Genomic DNA, 18939 nt, shown 5'->3' with positions numbered 1-18939 from the left:
TGTCAGAGTCATTTGGTGTTTTTCCAAAGGAGAATTTGATAAGTCTAGGGTCCGGTTCAAGGTAATGTAGCGTTGTTCCTTTTGAATGTTCTTTAAACAAAAAAAGGCCGCTCTAGGGCAGCCTTTAATTACTACTAACCGAAACACAGGCTATTCCTTAATTAATTGGAAGGACCGTGTGCCTTTAGAATGTTCAAGTATCATGAAATAGTTTCCAGATTGGAAATTACTCAAGTCTACTTTATGGGTCATGTTGCCATCAACTTTCACCTGTTCGGAGATTAATTGTCTGCCAGCGGTATCAAATATGTTAAGCCATACTTGATCCTTGATGCCACTAAACCTCACATTTACCTCATCAAATTTAACCGGGTTAGGGAACAGGGTTATTTGAATGCTTTGACTATTCGAATCTGCAATTGTTGGCGATTTAACATTTTTGGCACTAGAAGAGCAGTTTAGGTCAAATCTAACTTCCGCAAGGGCAACGCCAAATTCATCACCATGGTTAGAATTAACCTCTATTCTTACATAGCGGGCATTGACACCAGCAAAGTCTGGGCCTGTAAAGCCAGCATAGGAGTTGGCACCGGACGCTTGAGGCCAACTGTAGGTGCCTAAAGTAGTCATGCTCGATGGATTAGAGCTCGTATCAGAATACTTAATGGTAACATTGTTTAATCCTCTTGAAGGTGTTTCATTACCATTCCAAACATACATTTGTCCTAAGGGATAAGCTGCTCCAAAATCATATTGGATCCATTGGTTGTTTGGAGATGTGCTACCCCAACCTGTATTCCAAACATTATTATGTGTGCCATTGCTGCCTCCACTCAAGCCATTCCCGTTAACGGTTTTAATAGCTGTGGCCGAATCATCTGTAGTGCTGGCCGTAACGGAAACTCCGGTTGCATGCCCGGCACCCAGGTAATCATTATAGGTAAGACCGGAACAAGAATTCCCACTAGTTTGTGAGAAGTTAGCAGTAACCGTTTGGTTGCCGTTAAGAGTAATCGAAGTGGAAGGGTTAGTACCCGAAGCAGCTCCGCTCCAATTATCAAACTGATATCCAGCGGCAGGTGTTGCAGTAATGTTCACTACAGTTCCTGCATTATAGGTTCCTCCACCAGAAACCGATCCTCCTGCCGTGGGCGAAGCATTAACTGTTAAGGTGTATGTTATAGGTGCAAAATTTGCAGTAACTGTTTTATTTGCGTCTATAGTTAGAGGTAATGGATTTATGGTTCCGGAAGCGTCGCCACTCCAACCAGTAAACTGGAAGTTGTTATCCGGGGTTGCCGTTACGTTTGCAACCTGTCCGGCATTGTAAGTGCCACCAGCACTAACTGATCCGCCAGAAGTCGCATTTGTGGTTAAGCTATATGTGGTTGGTGATGACGAACAATTCAAATCAAATCTTACCTCTGCCAGTGCTACACCAAATTCGTCACCAAAGTTCGAATTAACTTCAATTCTAACGTAACGCGCACTAACGCCTGCAAAATTCGGCCCTGCAAAACCAGCATACGAATTTGCTCCAGAAGCCTGTGGCCAACTAAAGGTGCCTAAAGTAGTCATATTTGAAGGATTAGAGCTCGTATCAGAATACTTAATGGTAACATTGTTTAATCCTCTTGAAGGTGTTTCATTAGCATTCCAAACATGCATTTGCCCCAGGGGATAAGAGGCGCCAAAATCATATTGGATCCATTGGTTGTTTGGAGATGTGCTACCCCAACCTGTATTCCAAATATTATTATGTGTGCCATTGCTGCCTCCACTCAAGCCATTCCCGTTAACGGTTTTAATGGCTGTGGCCGAATCATCTGTAGTGCTGGCCGTAACGGAAACTCCGGTTGCATGCCCGGCACCCAGATAATCATTATAGGTAAGACCGGAACATGAATTACCGCCACTTGCATTTACGGTAATGTTTACGATTGCTGAAGTGGTTGCGGCAGAATTGTTGTCCGTTGCCACCGCTGTCAATGCATAGTTTCCTTGTGTCACATTGGCCCAGGTATAAGAATAGGGAGAACTGGTGGCTTCTCCTAATTTTGTGCTCCCCTGGAAGAATTCCACTTTCGTAATAGTGCCATCAGCGTCAGACGCAGTTGCTGCAATTGCAACATTATCGCCAGCAGTAAATGTAGCACCATCACTTGGGCTTGTTATGCTTACTGTGGGTGTTTGATTAGCAGCGTTTACAGTAATATTAACTATAGCTGAAGTGGTTGTAACCGAATTATTATCTGTGGCCACAGCTGTCAATGCATAACTTCCTTGAGTAACATTCGTCCAGGAATAAGAATAGGGCGAACTGGTAGCCTCACCTAATTTGGTACTCCCTTGGAAGAATTCCACTCTTGTAATAGTCCCATCAGCATCAACGGCATCAGCAGTAATTGCGATATTGCCACCAGCAGTAAATGTTGCGCCATCGCTCGGGTTTGTGATACTTACAGTCGGTGCTTGATTTGCAGCATTTACTGTAATATTCACTGTAGCTGAAGTGGTGGTAGCAGAATTGTTATCTGTGGCCACTGCTGTTAGTGCATAGGCTCCTTGAGTAACATTCGCCCAAGTATAGGAATAGGGGGAACTGGTGGCTTCACCTAATTTGGTGCTTCCTTGGAAGAATTCCACTTTTGTAATAGTCCCATCGGCATCGGCTGCATTAGCTGTAATGGTGATATTGCTACCAGCGGTGAACGTATCATTATCATTAGGACTGGTAATACTTACTGTTGGAGACTGATTTCCAGTGCTTAAATTAGTCACCGTACCTCCAATTAAAATAGGATGTGTCTGCGTACCAGAAGGTGTTATTTCGCCACCAAATGAAACCCCATATTGAGTTCTCAATGTTTGGTTATCCTTATTAAGATATTTATTCGGCGTGGTGTTCTCTGGGAATAATTCCCCACTAGGAACCTCACGTGGTACTAAAAAGGCCGAACTTGTAACGGGCGTAAAATCCCCTCTTTGCTGCTCAAAATAAACTTTCGAGTTATTAAATGGCCCGAAATTTAAAATAATGTTATCAGGTAACATAAAATACCCCGTTTGCTTAAAATCGCCATCCAATATGGCAAACCCATCCTGAGCCGGATTGGTCAAATGGAATTGCGGGTCTAAAACAATATTCTTATTGGGATTGTTGAACTGGATATTCCCTTGAATGGTAATGTTTCTCCATGGTGTGGTGTCCCAGGGTGCTTTTGGTAATGGATCGAAGTTTGTGTCTGAAGCATTAACAATATAGGTCGAGGTATTCCAGTTTTTACGCCAGTTTACTTCCCTGATTTTTATATCCGTACCACTGTTGTCAAAAGTACCGCCATTAACAACTACGTCGGCATTGGCCGGTAATGTTACAGCAATAGCTTCGCCATTGAATCCTACTACGGTATTATTTTCAAGGACCCAATTTCTGGTATTGTGATAGTGGTCAAGATCCATTCCAATTACAGCTGGCTCCTGTTCAACATAGGGATACGTAGACGCAGACTGATTCCATGGAGCCAATGCCGTGGATGTGCCATACCCGTAAACCTTATTGTTTTTCAACGTAACCTGAGCAGAATGGTTAAAGCCTACACCTATCCTTTTCATGCTCCAAAGCGTCGAATTCTCAATAACCAGCTTCATGGTGTTTCTATAAAGCGTCGGGGTTACATTAAACTCCGATTCTGTAGGGTCGATTGCTTCGTGAAACTCTGTCATTAAGTAATAGCCATGAACACCTCTGGCCATACTGTATGCTTGATTATTCTTAAATGGTCTTGGTAAGATGTACCAAACATCATAAATCCACGCTGGGTATTGCGCCTGGTGGTTTTTAAGGTCGGCATTTAAGGCTGGGAATTCGGCCGGAGGCACATAGAGGTCGATCTTGGTTTGCATGGTCGGTCTGCCTCTGTTTGGTTCAAATAAACCATCAGACCAGTAAACGAACGCGTGTCCGGAACTACCTGAAACCACATTGTTCTCTACGGATACACCGGCACTATGAAACCAGAATCCATCGCCTTGCCATGCAAAGTCCGAGCGTCCTTCACGCTGGTCTGCAACAGCTCCGTTTCTCGTGGCATTAAAAGGGTGGCCAGCAGGTCTTCCAACGTCCATTGGTAGTGACGGATTAAAAGAACGGATAGCAATATTGCCGTTAAACGAACCTAATTCGTCCCCAGCTTCCGTACAAAATCCTGAGCCTAATACGTCGTAGGATACATTGTTGATAAAATCAACATTAGAAGTGTGGTTTACGTAACCCCATCCCGGGTCATTATTTACCACACATCCTTCAACGGTAGCTTTGTTGGTATTAAAATCCAATGACCTGTGGAAATGGATAGAATATCTTCCCCGTGGGTTTTTGCCACCTCCAGCTACAGGTGGATACGGGCCACTTCTAGCATTTTCGTCATCTGGAACTTCCCAATCATCAAGTTGAATGGATTTGTCGGTTCTACCGGTATTTTCGGTCTCTACATAGTTTAAAATAACATCCGAGTTGTGCATAAACATCATGTGTCCTCTGGGTTTTCCAAAGCCACTGGTGCCACTTAGGGCGGTGGTACTTGGATTGGAAGATGACACAATAATATTTCTTGTGTTATTTGATACGTGAACCTGCACCAAACTTGCAATTTGAGAGGGTGGTTGGTGGCTTTTGGTCAAGGCGCTGTTCAAGGTTACAGTGCTACCGGAAATACTGCTAATTTGAACCACTTCATCGCTTGTGTAGTCATTGGGATTTGTACCAGCTACTACTAATTGGTCGCCTGAACGCCAACCTGAGGGTACGGCTCCCAAAGATAATTGGGTAGCGCCGGCGCTTGGGTTAACTGCTAAAGATGTCCAGCTCGTCTTAGGCGCGCCATACATTCTAACGGTACCCATTAATACAGCCCCTGGAGCAAACCTGCTCGGATCTTGGCTTTGGGTGGTGCCACCTAACCAGGCAAAGGTTAGTCTTGCGGTTCTGTTCGCATCAATACTGTTTGTGGATGTACCGATGATAAAGTTACTACCGGCTTCGGTAACAAGATATTCGGTACGGAGTTCTGTGTCAATACCATCAGCATAATTTAAGGTGCCATTGGCGGCAACACGCACTGATTTATAATCAGTGTTGATAAGGCCATTTACGGTAACCGTATGATTGGCATTAATTAAAACTCTGGCATTGGCACCGGGCACCTGATTTCCTACCCAGGTTGCGGGGTTGGTCCAATCACCAGTTTGTGCCGACTGGGCAGTGGCGGTTCCAGCCACTTGAACGGCATTTTGTGCAGATGTTGTAAGCACAACAAAGCACAAGAGCATTGTTATCCATAGGCCTATTTGTTTTGAGGGCCTAGGATACCTAAAATAGTCATTTGTCATTTTAGATTAAATTAAGTTAATAAATTATTTAATTCTCAATTTAATCCCTCAAAAATTGAGGATTACAAGGTATAAAATATAAACTTAATAAACAATAGTTATAAAGTAGCTTTATTTTGAATAATAATTACATAAATATTTGATATATATAATATCAAGTAAATAAATGAATGAAATTAACATATGTTAATTATAATTTTAAATATGAATAATTGTATCTTATTAATGTTTAATTAAAAACTTAATTCAAAAAATCTTCGATTGGAAAATACCAATCGAAGATTAAACGTTAGGGTAGTAAAGGTGTTGTTTGCTTGCTGGGTATTTTTATGTCGATATTTTCTTTGGAGTCTGTCCTGCCTCAAACAAAAAAAGACCGCCCAAGGGCGGCCTTTAATAGCTACTAACCGAAACACTGGTTATTCCTTAATTAATTGGAACGACCGTGTGCCTTTAGAATGTTCAAGTATCATAAAATAGTTTCCGGATTGTAAATTACTCAAGTCAACCTTATGGGTCATGTTGCCATTAACCTTTACATGTTTCGAGATTAATTGTCTGCCAGCTGTATCAAATACATTCAGCTTTACCTGGTCCTGGATGCCATTAAATCTTATAGTTGCCTCATTAAATTTAACCGGGTTGGGGTATAAAGTGATTTGAATATCTTGAATATCTTGATTCGCTTCTGCTTTTGTGCGATTAGGCTTAGTACTAGAACCACAACTAAGATCAAATCTTACTTCACTCAAAGCAACATGTTCTGGGTCGTTGTGGTGTGAATTCACTTCGATTCTTACATAACGTGCGCTCACACCATTAAAGTTAGGGCCATTAAATCCGGCATAGTTTGCTGCACCCGTAGCTTGTGGCCATGCATAAGTTCCTAAAGTAGTCATGGTAGCTGGATTAGAGCTAGTTGCCGAGTATTTAATAGTTACGTCATTTAAACCTCTTGCAGGTACTTCGTTTCCATTCCATACGCGCATTTGTCCTAGCGGATAAGCGGCACCGAAGTCATATTGAATCCATTGACCGCTGGTACTGTTAGCCGTAGTAGTCCAGCTATCTGCCCATTCTACATTGTGATTTCCAGTACCGGGAGTGCTTAAGCCACTTCCGTTTAAGGTTTTTAAAGCAGTTGCAACACCGTCATCTTCAGTGCTGGCAGAAGCCGACATCCCTGTAGAATGTCCGGCACCAATATAATCAGTGAACGGTAAGCCGGCACAAGAACCTCCGCCAGCATTCACGGTTATGTTAATAGCAGCAGATGTGGTTGTTGCCGAGTTGTTATCTGTGGCTACAGCGGTAATGCTGTAGCTACCAGCAGTGACACCGTTCCAATTAAAAGTGTAAGGTGCTGTTGTGTCAGTACCTAATGATGCGCTTCCCTGGAAGAACTGAACTTGAGTAATTGTACCATCAGAATCAGAAGCATTGGCATTAATTGTAATATTATCACCAGCCGTAAAGCTCGCATTATTAGCTGGGCTTGTAATGCTCACCATTGGCAACTGATTAGGAGGATTCACAGTTATATTAATAGCAGAAGACGTGGTCGTTGCTGAATTATTATCTGTAGCTACAGCAGTAAGGGTATAGCTGCCTGCAGTGACACCATTCCAATTAACAGCGTAAGGTGCTGTTGTATCGGTCCCTAAAGATGTGCTTCCCTGGAAGAACTGAACTTGTGTAATTGTACCATCGCTATCGGATGCATTGGCATTGATAGTGATATTGTCGCCAGCCGTAAAGGTTGTATTGTTAGCAGGGCTCGTAATACTTGCTGTAGGTGGCTGGTTTACTGAAATATTAATTGCAGTAGATGTCGTGGTTGCCGAGTTGTTATCTGTGGCTACAGCGGTAATGGTATAGCTTCCAGCAGCAACGCTGTTCCAATTAACAGTGTAAGGCGCTGTTGTATCAGTGCCTAAAGAGGTGCTGCCTTGGAAGAACTGAACTTGCGTTATCGTACCATCAGGATCAGAGGCATTGGCATTAATCGTTATATTATCACCAGCGGTAAAGTTAGCATTGTTAGCAGGGCTAGTAATATTCACTGCTGGCGCTTGATTTGATGCGTTACAATTAAGGTCAAATCTTACCTCTGCTAAGGCTACGGCGTCTCCGCCATGGATAGTATTAACTTCTATTCTTACATATCGAGCGCTTACGCCACCAAAGTCTGGTCCTGCAAAACCGGCATAAGAAGCGGTGCCTGGAGCAACCGGCCAGGTGTATGTGGTTCCGGTGCCACCTAATGTCGTCATACTAGCTGGATCGGAACTTGTATCCGAATATTTGATAGTCACGTTGTTTAAACCTCGATTAGTGGCACCGTCTTCATTACCATTCCATACATGCATTTGACCAAGGGGATAAGCCGAACCAAAATCGTATTGTATCCATTGTCCAGATGTAGCGGTGGTTAGCCATCCGGCATCCCATGTCGTATTATGTGTGCCATTACTACCGCCACTGATACCTGTGCCATTTATAGTTCTAATTGCAGTGGCCGTTTCGTCAACTGGACTAGAAGTAGCCGATATTCCTATGGTATGATCTATACCTAAATAATCGTTATAGGTAAGGCCAGAACAACCGCTTCCACCACCGCTACTATTTACTGTGATATTCACAGCAGCCGATGTTGTTGTTGCTGCGTTGTTATCTGTTGCTCTAGCTGTAATCGCATAATTACCTGCAGCTACATTGTTCCAAGTAAAGGAGAAGGGTGATGTGGTATCAGTGCCTATTACGGTGCTTCCTTGTAAAAACTCTACTTGTGTAACAATGCCGTCTAAATCAGTCGTTATGGGATCGATAACAATGTTTGAACCTGCTGTATAATTGGCGTTGTTGGCTGGGTTGGTTATACTAACCATTGGAGATTGATTAGTTGTGCCACCGCCTACGGTAATGTTTATTACGGTAGATGTTGTAGTCGCAAAGTTATTATCTCGAGCTACTGCGGTTAAGGCATAGTTGCCTATTTCCAAATTCTCAAAATTAAATGAATAGGGTGCTTCAAAATCTGTAAATCGAAGAATTCCGTTTACATAGAAATCCACTCTACTTATAGAATCTCCTGCATCAGGATCGCTGGCACTGGCATTTACAGTGAGATTTGAATCTGCAGGGAAATCAGTACCATTATTAGGGCTAGTAATGCTCACATTTGGGTAATTGGTTACTACAACATTAATTGGAGACGATGTTGTTGTTGCCGAGCTATTATCTGTGGCCACAGCCGTTAAGGTATAGTTGCCATTTTGTGCGCTACCATTCCAAGTGGCAGAGTAGGGCGCTGTAGTGTCTATGCCTAATGATTGGGTGCCCTGGAAGAACTCAACTTGGGTGATATTCCTGCCATTAGCTGCTGAAGCAGAAGCGCTAACTGTTAAAGGGGTGTTAACCGCATATACATTTCCGGTTGGGCTTGAAAGGTCTACAAAAGGGTTGGGCGTTGTAGAATTCGCCGTTATATTCGATGCTTGACCACCTATTAGGCTTGGGTGATTTTTAACAGTACCATCTGTTGGGAGTATGGCGCCTCCAAACGACATGTTATAGGTATCTCTAATCTGCTGGTTTGTTTTACCAATAAATTCAGCTAGGATTCCTACTTTTTCAGGGCCAAGTACGTCATCGGCTTCATACCCGAAATTAAGAGGAGATCTCGATCTATCCTCTTTAACAGGTATAAAATCGGCTGCTTGTTCGTTAAAATAAATTTTAGAGTTATTAAAATCTCCAAAATTAAAGGTGATGTCATCTGGCAACATAAAGAAAACACTTTGTTTAATTCCTGTTCCAACACCATCTGAATGCCAGATGGAAAATGCATCTTGTGCAGGGTTTAGTGCATGGAATTGAGGATCCATAACAATGTTATTGTTTGGGTTTTGAAATTGGATGTTTCCTTCAATACGAATTCTTCTCCAGGGGGTGGTATCCCATGGTCCGGCCGGATTTATTCGTGGGTTAAATGTTGCATCTGCGGTATTAAGAATGACATCCGGTTTTGTTTGCCAGGCCATCATCCAATTGACCTCACGTATCTTAATATCGATACCCGCATTATTGAATGTCCCCCCATTTACAGTTGTATTGGCATTGATGGGTAAGGTTAATGCTTGGGCCTGACCATCGAAACCAACAATGGTGTTATTTTCTATTGACCAGGTCTTAGAGTTGTGGTAATGGTCAAGGTCCATACCTAAAACCGCAGGCTCTACTTCTAATATTTGTTGTTGCCAAGTAGGTAGTCCGGAGGTCACATTCCATGGTGCATTGCCAGTACTGGTTCCATAGCCATATATTTTGTTGTTTTTAAGTGTGACTTGTGTCGAGTGATTGAATCCAATCCCAACACGTTTCATGCTCCATAGTGTGGTGTTTTCAATCACTAATCTTGCTGCATCTCTATACGATGTTGGTGTGGCATTATAGCCTTCATAATCAGCGTTATTGGCGCTAGGATTAAAATTCTCGTGGAATTCGGTCATGATGTAATAGCCATGGACCCCTCTTGCCATACTATAAGCCACATTATTATTAAATTTTCCGGGAAGAAGATACCAAACGTCATATCTCCAATTTGTGCTGGAAGATCTTCGTGTCTTTAGTTCGGTATTACGCGTTAGGGTAGCTCCAGACGGAGGAACAAACATGTCTATGTGATCCCTTAAATTTGGTTTTCCTTTACCTGGCTCATCAAGCCCTTCTGGCCAGTAGACATAGGCATGACCTGAGGCGCCTGATACCACATTGTTTTCCACGTTAACAGCAGTATTGTGTAACCAAAAACCATCACCATGCCAGGCGAAATCCGATATTTGTTCTCTGGCATCAGCCAGAGCTTCAGTTCTGCCAGCGGCCTTAGTTACGCCATTTGGCCGACCGGTATCCATAGGTAAGTCCGGATTTACAGTTCTAATAGCAATGTTTTCCCTAAAACTACCTAATTCATTGCCAGCCTCCGTACAAAAAGCCGATCCTTTTACATTATAGGCTACATTTTGGGTGAAGTTTACATGAGAGGAATGATTTACAAAGCCCCATCCCGGATCGTTATTCACCACACAACCTGTTACCTCTGCAAGAGGAGGTGTAGCAGTATAATCTGGTGCGGTTGTTGTAAATTGTATGGATCTGTGAAAGTGTATGGAATAGCGTCCTCTGGGGTTTTTTCCGGCTCCAAGTGGATATGGTCCGAGTCGCAAAGTTTCATCAGCGGGTACAGACCAATCGTCTAATAGAAATCTTTTTTCTGTGCGTCCTGTGTTTTCGGTCTCGATGTTATTGAGCTTTACATCGATGGCGGTGCCCATAAACATCATATGTCCTCTAGGTTTCCCATAACCATTTGTGCCAGTCAAAGCGGATTCACTGGTATTGGCAGAGGAAATAATGACGTTTCTAGTGTTATTAGATACGTGAACATCAACGAGACTTGCAATTTGCGATGGTGGCGTATGGTTTTTGGTTAAAGCACTTGTTAGTGTCACGGTATTACCAGATACGTTACTTACTTTTGCAATCTCATCGCCATAATAGCTTTGAGAACTTGTGCCGGCAACGACTATATCGTCGTTATTTCTCCATCCTGATGGTGTGGTGTTAAGTATTAATTGTGTTGCGCCAGCCGATGGTTTTACGGCAAGGGTAGTCCAATTTGTTTTTGGGGCACCATGCATACGTACCTGACCCATAAGGACTGCTCCAGGAGCAAATCTACTTGGGTCTTGAACTTGTGTTGTGCCTCCAAGCCAAGCAAAGGTGAGTTTGGCAGTTTTATCGGCTTGCACCTGATTTGAAGTTTCGCCAATTTTAAAAGTACTGCCTTTTTCACCAACCAAAAACTCAGTTCTGAGTTCGGTATCCCTGTCGGTAGCATAAATTAGAGCGCCACCATTGGCAATTCGTACCGATTTGTAATCGGTGTTAATTACTGCGTTAACAGTTACCGTGTGGTTAGGGTTAATTAGTACCCTTGCATTACTTGCTGGAACGCCTTGCGGGTTCCATGTAGTGGGGTCGGTCCAATCTCCAGTTTTCGCAGAGGATACATTAGCTGTTCCTGCTACTTGTACTGGAGTTTGTGCTGTGGTTGTCAACGACAAACAGCACATGATCATGAGTATCCATAAATCTCTCCTACGAGGGATATATGAAAAGCTACTAAAATAGTTCTTTACCATTTTAATTGAAATTAAGTTAATAAATTATTTAATTCTCAATTTAATCCCTCAAAAATTGAGGATTACAAGGTATAAAATATTAACTTAATAACCAATAGTTATAAAGTTAACTTAATTTTTATATAAAATAGTTAGTTTGTTGTTATACTTTATTTAAAGTAATTAAATTCTTGAAATTAATAAGAATATTATAAAACTATATTTATAAACAAACATATCTTATTAATGTTTAATTATAAACATATTGCGAAAAAAAATCTTCGATTGGTATTTTCCAATCGAAGATTAAAAATCAGGGCGGTAATGTGTAGTTTATTTGCTTGATATTTTTATGTCAACACTTTCTTTGGAGTCTGTCCTAACCCAAACAATTAAATCTACACTATCTAAGGAATCCTTAAATCCATAGCGCCCATCTTTGGCGTTTAATGCTTTCCCATTTACAGTTATCGATTCTAAATTACGTTGCCCCCAATTTTCTATAACAAAAGCTGGGTTTTGTACTGGAGATTCATTGGAACCGGCTAAAGCAATTTCAAGCGTATTAACTTGCTTATCTAATTCAATGGTATACGCTTTTTCTTCCGGTTTATAGTAAGCTTTGGAATTATTATTGGCTAAATTAATTGCTGCTGGATTGGACCAGCTTTTGTTTAAGTTCACTACAGATTCAATGTTGTTATCTGTCATTCCGCAAAGCATAATCTTAGTGATGGAGCGATCGGTTGTTTTGTAAGCATTCCAAAAGTAATGCGATAAGGAAGCATGGGATCCGCGGTCGGCTACCATGGCATACCTACCATCGGTTGGTCTTGGGGCAACTGGCCAATGGTTCCACCACGGGAATACACTAATATGCCTTCTTTGTTCGCCAGCATATAGATCCATGCTTTGCGGTTGGCCTCCATCGATGCCTCCAGCAATATCTTGGGGTCTTAAAGAGGAGAATGGCTTATGCTTTGCCTTTGTATTAACGATTTGGTTGGTGATGTTTTTAGGGTATTCCGGCCATAATTTTGGTGCTTCATGTTCCCAGGAATAGGTGGAGCTTTCGCCGTCTATATTTGAAACCGTAAGGGCACCATATTCCAAGACGCTTTCTGGTCTTTGTCCCGGCTCCATAACCACCATACTTTCTTGCCACTCATGCGCGGCATTTGGAGCATTACTCAATATCACGTCTTCACGAACGGCAGTCATATCCGGGTAAATGGTGTAAGTTTCATTGGTCCAATCGCCCCAGCCCGTTTCAGGATCTTCAAAAGCAAAATTTCCTAAAATATCGACTAACCCATAACGCCACTGCACCACAACCCTTGCAGGAGAGCTCTCAATAATTTTTACACTGGAGTATTTGGTCTTCTTATCAGACATGGGCTCGCAGCTACCATGGGCATTCCAACCTTCGTTAAACCCGTTGTTAAAGAAAATACCGTTTTCGCTTACCCAGCTAGGAATGTAACTGGTTCCTCTCCAGAAAATAAATTTACAATCGGATTCATCAAATTGAACAACAATATCAGCGTCTTTATCTACGGCCCATGGGGCATCCCAGGATGGATAGTATTTTAAAGTTGTATTTACCGCTCTAAATACGCCAGGAGACTGTGGTCCGGTAGGGAATTTTCTTTTAGGCAGTGCTGGGGCTCCTAAGGACTTAGACGCTTTTTTATATGCAGTTGCAATAGTATTAGCATCTAAGGCTACGTCATATAACTTTAACTCATCTAATAGCGCGTCTAAATAGGTAAAAGACTTTTCGGTTCCCTCAGGACGAATGGTACCGGTTGGCCGCTGAGGCTCTCTACTTTTTCCAATTAGTGTTGGTAGTTCCGCATGATGGTTGTTTAATTGAAACTTACCTTTAAATGTTTTTTGGGCGACTTGTTTGCCGTCAATGTATATGGCCATACCTTTTTCTGGTGAATAGGTAGCAGCAACATGCGCCCATTTGTTTAATTCAAGTCTATCATCACTCAAAAGCACTTCTGTTTTACCTTCAAAAGTTCCCAGCATCAGTGCGGGTCTTCCCCAATCATCTAATTCTAAGCTATAGCCTTGTGTGGCGCCATCAGTGATCAATCTTCTATTGCTATAAATTGGACAGAAATTTTTGGGATAGGCCCCTAAAGCAACCCACGACTCTATAGTAAAGGCCTTTAGTTTATCCCTTTTAAAATCGTCTAGTGCCTCGTCAAATTCTTCTTCAATTACAATGTGTGCGGTATAGCCATCTAATAAAACCGCATTGCCTTTTACACCAGGAACACTTTCGTAATATTTTCCGTTTAAGCTGTGTTCTTTTCCGTTGGCCTCGGTGACATAGGCAAAAACTTCTTTTGGAACGTAGGTTTCCCCGCGTTCTAAATTGGCTTTTTCACGTTCCACTTTTATATTATCAAAATCAAAGTGCTGTATGGGTTCTTGGGCCCAAATACATGTGCCCGTAAATAGGAGTAAAAAACTCCAAATCATTTCGTTTTTCATTTTAGTTCTCATTGTTTCGTTTATTATATACATTATTTTCTCACGATTTTTAATACATAGGCGTGTTCACATGGTTTAGTTTCTGGCATTTTAACCATTAAGCCTACAGCCGGTATAAGTTCCCAGTCTAGAGGTTTGCCATCGCCCAGCATGGTTATGGATTCAATTTCATCCGGATACAGATAGTATCCACCAATATGTCCCGGTAGGTCTTCATCTAAATCTACATAACCCCAGGCTTGCTTACCCGTTATTTCTCCGGAATGACGCACCAGGCTTTTTATGATCACCGATTCTCCCGGCCAACCTAAGATCGTGGCGTACAGAATGTTTCCCTTGGTTGTAAAACGGATGTCCTTACTGCCAAAATCAGCACCTTCATTGTCGTCTTCGTCCGCCTCCTCTTCATGGTCTTCGTTCATATCCTTTAGGTCGTCTATGACCTCTATTTCTGCTTCAGACCCTTCGCTACCTGGACCTTCGCCAGATTTAGACCAGGCCCTTGTGCCATAGATAGCCTCGCCATTGATCTTTAGCCATTCGCCCATTCCCAGTAAGGCTTCTTTGGCCTTTTCCGGAATACTGCCATCCCATTTAGGGCCAACGTTTAACAGTAGAGCCCCGTTGTTGCTTACTCTATAAACAAGGTTATCGATAAGGTTGTTTACGGGTTCGTATTCAAGATTTGACCTGTAACCCCAGGCAGGTCCGTTATCTATAGTGGTATCGGTAATCCAATCGTACTGCGTTAACTTGGTGGCCGCACCTAATTCAAGATCGAATAGTCCTGCGCCCGTTGGAAGGTCGTTGTGTTTATAGGAAATAATGACTTCCTCATTACGCTTTAATCCGGAATTGTAGTAATGTGCTACAAAGTCCTTTACATAGTCTTCCCTAATGATATCAAGGGCAAAATCAAACCAAACAAAATCCGGTTCGTATTTGTCAACGACTTCAACCAGTTTGCCTTTCCATTCATCGAGATATTCTTTATTGGGCACATCGCCTTCTTCATGAATGGGGCCATATAACCCAGAATATTCTGGGTTACTGGCATCTTTTGTCTTGTCCCAAGTAGGGAAGAAGTACCAATTAGCTGAATGATGAAATGCCGTTACGAATTTCATCCCTTTACCTTTTATAGCTTTTCCTAGTTCTCCAACAACGTCCCTTTTAGGCCCCATTTTTGCACTGTTCCATTCTGAATATTCTGTATCCCACATGGCAAAGCCATCATGATGTTCGGCTACCGGACCCGCAAATTTGGCTCCCGATTTTGCAAATAGATCGGCCCATTCCTCGGCATTGAAATTTTCGCCGGTAAATTTCGGTATGAGGTCCTTATACCCGAATTCCGGCGTAAGCTTGCCATGGACCCGCTCAAAATCCCTTCCCCAGGTACTTTCAGGATCCATATAGGCCACACTGGAGTTCCAGGTAACGTTGCCGTTAATTCCGGAGTAGCAATAAATGCCCCAGTGGGTGTAAATTCCAAATTTACCGTCTTTAAGCCACTTTGGGGTTTCGTGATTTGTTAAGGACTCCCATGTAGGCTCGTAATAATCAATAGTGTCTGTTTTCTTCTCATCCACAGTCTTGTTGCAGCCTAAAACCAGGGCTAGGCCAAGATATGTGATAATTTTTTTTTGAAGTTTCATTTGTATCTGTTTATGATTGTTTTTAATGTCATTGTTTCTTTGGTTGAGGGTCATGGTTGCGGTTTTGGAATCAATTCCTTGTTTATTGCTGCTTATTACCTTTCTTTAGGGTTATATGAGTTGGTGTGTTGGCCGTAAAAGGCATATAAATTACCATGGTTTCGGTGCCATCGGTATCCATGTAAATGCCTTTTTTAAAGGCTATGCCCTCGGCCTTATTGTTAAGGGTAAGTTGAACATCCTTGTGGGGTCCCCAATGCTTTATTACCAAACAAGGATTGTCTAAAGGCTGCGTTTCCGAGGCATCTAATGTAAAGGTCATTGTGTCTGCTGTGCTCGTAAAAACAAAAGCCCTTTGTTCTCTTTGATAGCTTCCGGACAATCCGGTTTCATCTTTAATCTCTGGGGCATTTGCCCATGATTTCTGTAGCCTCCGTAATTCTGACAGATTCCGGTTGGTCATCCCTTCAAGTCTTACCTGGGTTAGATAGGCGCCATCCGTTATGGTACCCGTTTTATGGTGTCCGCCTGGCTCTCCAAATAGCGGTGGGATGGTTTTCAATAATGAAAAGTGGGCTATTCTGGTATCTATGCCGTCCTTTTCCACTTCCAGGGAAGAATAGCGTTGGCCAACAGGCCAATGTGAAAGGCGGTCCCAATGAATGTAGGGTCCCCAGTATTTTACATTTTCTTCTGCAAAAATCAAAAATGGTTTGTAAGGACTTCCTTTTAAATTAATTACCTGAATGGTTGGTTTAATAGTGTTAGGGTCGTTGTCCCATGAATAATAATCAAGTTTTCTGGAACTTGTAGACCAATCCCAATGTTGTATTTCTGTAAGATTCGCATTGGTTACGGTACTTTTAAAAGGAAGCACATCTCTTGGGTTTTCTCCGGGACCCATCAAGATCATGCCTTCGGACCATTCAACAAAGTTGTTACGATCTTCAGTCCAAAATCGCATGTCATAAGCAGTTATACCATCTGGGTAGCAGTACATGTACCAGTCAGAAATATCGCCCCAGCCGGTGGAGGTATCCGTATGATTTATGATTTTATTGGGTTTTGATAGCGGATATCTCCAATGCACCACGGCTCTTGCCGGCGTATTTTCAATAATTCTGGCATGGCTGAATTCGTGTTTTTTGTCCGACATAGGTTCGTAACAGCAGTCATTTTCAGGGCCTGTTGGTCCAAAATTTTCATTAAATTCTGAATTGAACCTTCCTTTGGACCCGTTGGTATGAAATGGCGAGTAGGTAGCCGCTCGCCAGAAAATGGTCTTTACGGGTGCGTTGTCATATTCAACTACAATATCCGCATAATCTCCATCTCTATGCAGGTTATCCCATCTTTGGGTGTATTTTAGTTTTTCATAGTGTGCTCCGAATTTGCCCTTCGAGGTTCCTTCGGGAATCAGAGCCATTTCAATATCTGGGTTTTCTACGATTTCCCTGCCGGGATAAAAGTTAATTCTTGAATTTTCAATTTGTTGGGCTGTTAAGGCTAGATCATAGATTCTGAATTCATCAATAAGTCCTTCTAAGGTATATGGTGTAGCATTGGGGTCAAGCGTTTCTGAATGCCCTATTTTTATGATGTCGCTGCGTAATTTTATGGCATTTCCTTTGCCCGATGCAGTTTCCTTTCCATTCAAATAAAGCCTCATGGCTTTGGAATCCTTTGTGCCTACAATATGAACCCATTTGCCATAGTTTCCTTTTAGGGCGTTATGGGCGGTAATTGTTGATTTTCCCGATTTCCAATGCAGGCCACCTTCGGCATCGGTAAACAGCCCTATATTTTCTTGGCTTAATATACCCATTAGATCGAAGGGAGCTGCGGCAAGGGCTATCCAGACTTCAAAGGAGTAAGTGTCTTTATTTCCTATAGTTGATTTATGTTCAACAAAATTGTTATACCCATCTAAAGACAGCGCTGTTCCTGATATGCCTTGAGACCAGTAAACTTTATTTCCTTTTATGAAGGATTTAGTTTTTTGAATATTTTCTAATGTTTCTTTGTTGTTGCCCTCATCAAACTTCCACCAGAGGATGGGCTCTACAATGTTTGGGCCCAATAAAGGTGAAGGTTTGGCTGCTAAGGGCTTGGCATAGGTATTCGGAATGGGCTTTGATGTAATAAGCTTGATACCTTTAGTAGACAGCCTGTATGTTCTTTGTATTACGTAGTTAGGGTCATTCCAGGCATCGGGGTCTTGTGTGCCCTGTTTTATGATTCTTTCAACGATGCCGTTTTCTTTAAAGGTGAATGTTTCAATAACGAATAGGTTGCTATTGGTAATTCTAGGGTTTATACTATGGAATTCTGGTAAGTACTTCCATTGAATAACCGTCTTTTTTTCTGTTTGCTCTATGATTTTAACATAAGAATAGAGGTTGGTTTTATCGGGCATGGTTTTATTCCCGTCACCAGACCTCGAGATAATCTCCTCAAAGGGGAAGCTTCTATTTTTTGAGTGTAGAACGGGTAAGTAGCTTGTGCCTCTCCAAAATTCTACCTTAAGTAAATCGTTTAATTCTACCATAATATCTGCATGTTCTCGAGTACGTGAATAAGGCTCCCAATGCTCTTGTTTCGTTATTTTGGTATAATACGCTTTTAGGACGCCTTGAGCTTGCGCACTTAGTGTGCTGGCGAGCAATAAATTGCAAATGGCAAGAAATAAAAACGTCAGCTTCTTACTGGGCATAATTTTAGTTTTAAGGAGTTGCTGTTTAATTTAATTCGTCCTGTAAATTTCATAGCGACTTAGGGTATTTTTAAAGAGAGTTGTTTTAAATAATGTGAATTGAATAAACATTTACTTAGTAATGTTACAAAAGTAAGTATATTTTTTTTATAATTAACTTAATGGAGGGGATTATGTTCTTTTTAACATTTACAAGAAGGGTTTTTCCTAGATTTTAAAAGGATTTATGTAAACGCGTCATTAGGGTAATTATTTGAGTATACAGTAATTTATATGGACTAAAAATGTGTTATTATTAATTATAGGGTGTTAAAAATATGGTATTGTTAAATTACGGTAATATAGCTTTGTTTTTAGGGGTTTTAGAAGGAATGGTTAAGATTTTGTTAAATATGAAATAAAAAATCTTTCTTACTAATGTTTAAAAAGTAAATTAAATTATCTATATTTACCAAAATTTTTATACTAAACTAAGTTAAGATTA

At 41.6% G+C, this 18939-nt stretch carries 5 protein-coding genes; all 5 read right to left on the bottom strand.

What is annotated here, in order from left to right; translation table 11 throughout:
- Nucleotides 1-150: 150 nt before the first annotated feature.
- Entirely contained in the window at nt 151-5331 is a 5181-nt protein-coding gene (locus tag Q0983_RS09065; RefSeq protein WP_299551674.1) for an Ig-like domain-containing protein, read from the bottom strand.
- Nucleotides 5332-5810: 479 nt separating this feature from the next.
- The gene (locus Q0983_RS09060; RefSeq protein WP_299551671.1) at nt 5811-11597 is read right to left on the bottom strand and encodes an Ig-like domain-containing protein; all 5787 of its coding nucleotides are present in this window, start codon (nt 11595-11597) and stop codon (nt 5811-5813) included.
- A gap of 312 nt (nt 11598-11909) precedes the next feature.
- The gene (locus Q0983_RS09055; protein ID WP_299551668.1) at nt 11910-14096 is read right to left on the bottom strand and encodes a LamG domain-containing protein; all 2187 of its coding nucleotides are present in this window, start codon (nt 14094-14096) and stop codon (nt 11910-11912) included.
- A gap of 20 nt (nt 14097-14116) precedes the next feature.
- Entirely contained in the window at nt 14117-15742 is a 1626-nt protein-coding gene (locus tag Q0983_RS09050; RefSeq protein ID WP_299551665.1) for an alpha-L-fucosidase, read from the bottom strand.
- Between the two features lie 82 nt (nt 15743-15824).
- Nucleotides 15825-18455, bottom strand: a complete 2631-nt coding sequence (locus tag Q0983_RS09045; protein WP_299551662.1) for a LamG domain-containing protein — start codon at nt 18453-18455, stop codon at nt 15825-15827.
- Nucleotides 18456-18939 lie beyond the last annotated feature (484 nt).

Source organism: Seonamhaeicola sp., assembly GCF_028281565.1.
In the GTDB taxonomy this organism is placed as follows: Bacteria; Bacteroidota; Bacteroidia; order Flavobacteriales; family Flavobacteriaceae; genus Seonamhaeicola.
The sequence above is the reverse complement of the archived record's forward strand: the minus strand, read 5'-3'. Positions and strand labels throughout refer to the sequence as shown.

What these genes read in the sequence shown, in the direction of transcription:
- Q0983_RS09050 (WP_299551665.1), bottom strand. Translation starts at nt 15,742, where the DNA reads ATGAAACTTCAAAAAAAAATTATCACATATCTTGGCCTAGCCCTGGTT.
- Q0983_RS09060 (WP_299551671.1), bottom strand. Translation starts at nt 11,597, where the DNA reads ATGGTAAAGAACTATTTTAGTAGCTTTTCATATATCCCTCGTAGGAGA.
- Q0983_RS09045 (WP_299551662.1), bottom strand. Translation starts at nt 18,455, where the DNA reads ATGCCCAGTAAGAAGCTGACGTTTTTATTTCTTGCCATTTGCAATTTA.
- Q0983_RS09055 (WP_299551668.1), bottom strand. Translation starts at nt 14,096, where the DNA reads ATGAGAACTAAAATGAAAAACGAAATGATTTGGAGTTTTTTACTCCTA.
- Q0983_RS09065 (WP_299551674.1), bottom strand. Translation starts at nt 5,331, where the DNA reads ATGCTCTTGTGCTTTGTTGTGCTTACAACATCTGCACAAAATGCCGTT.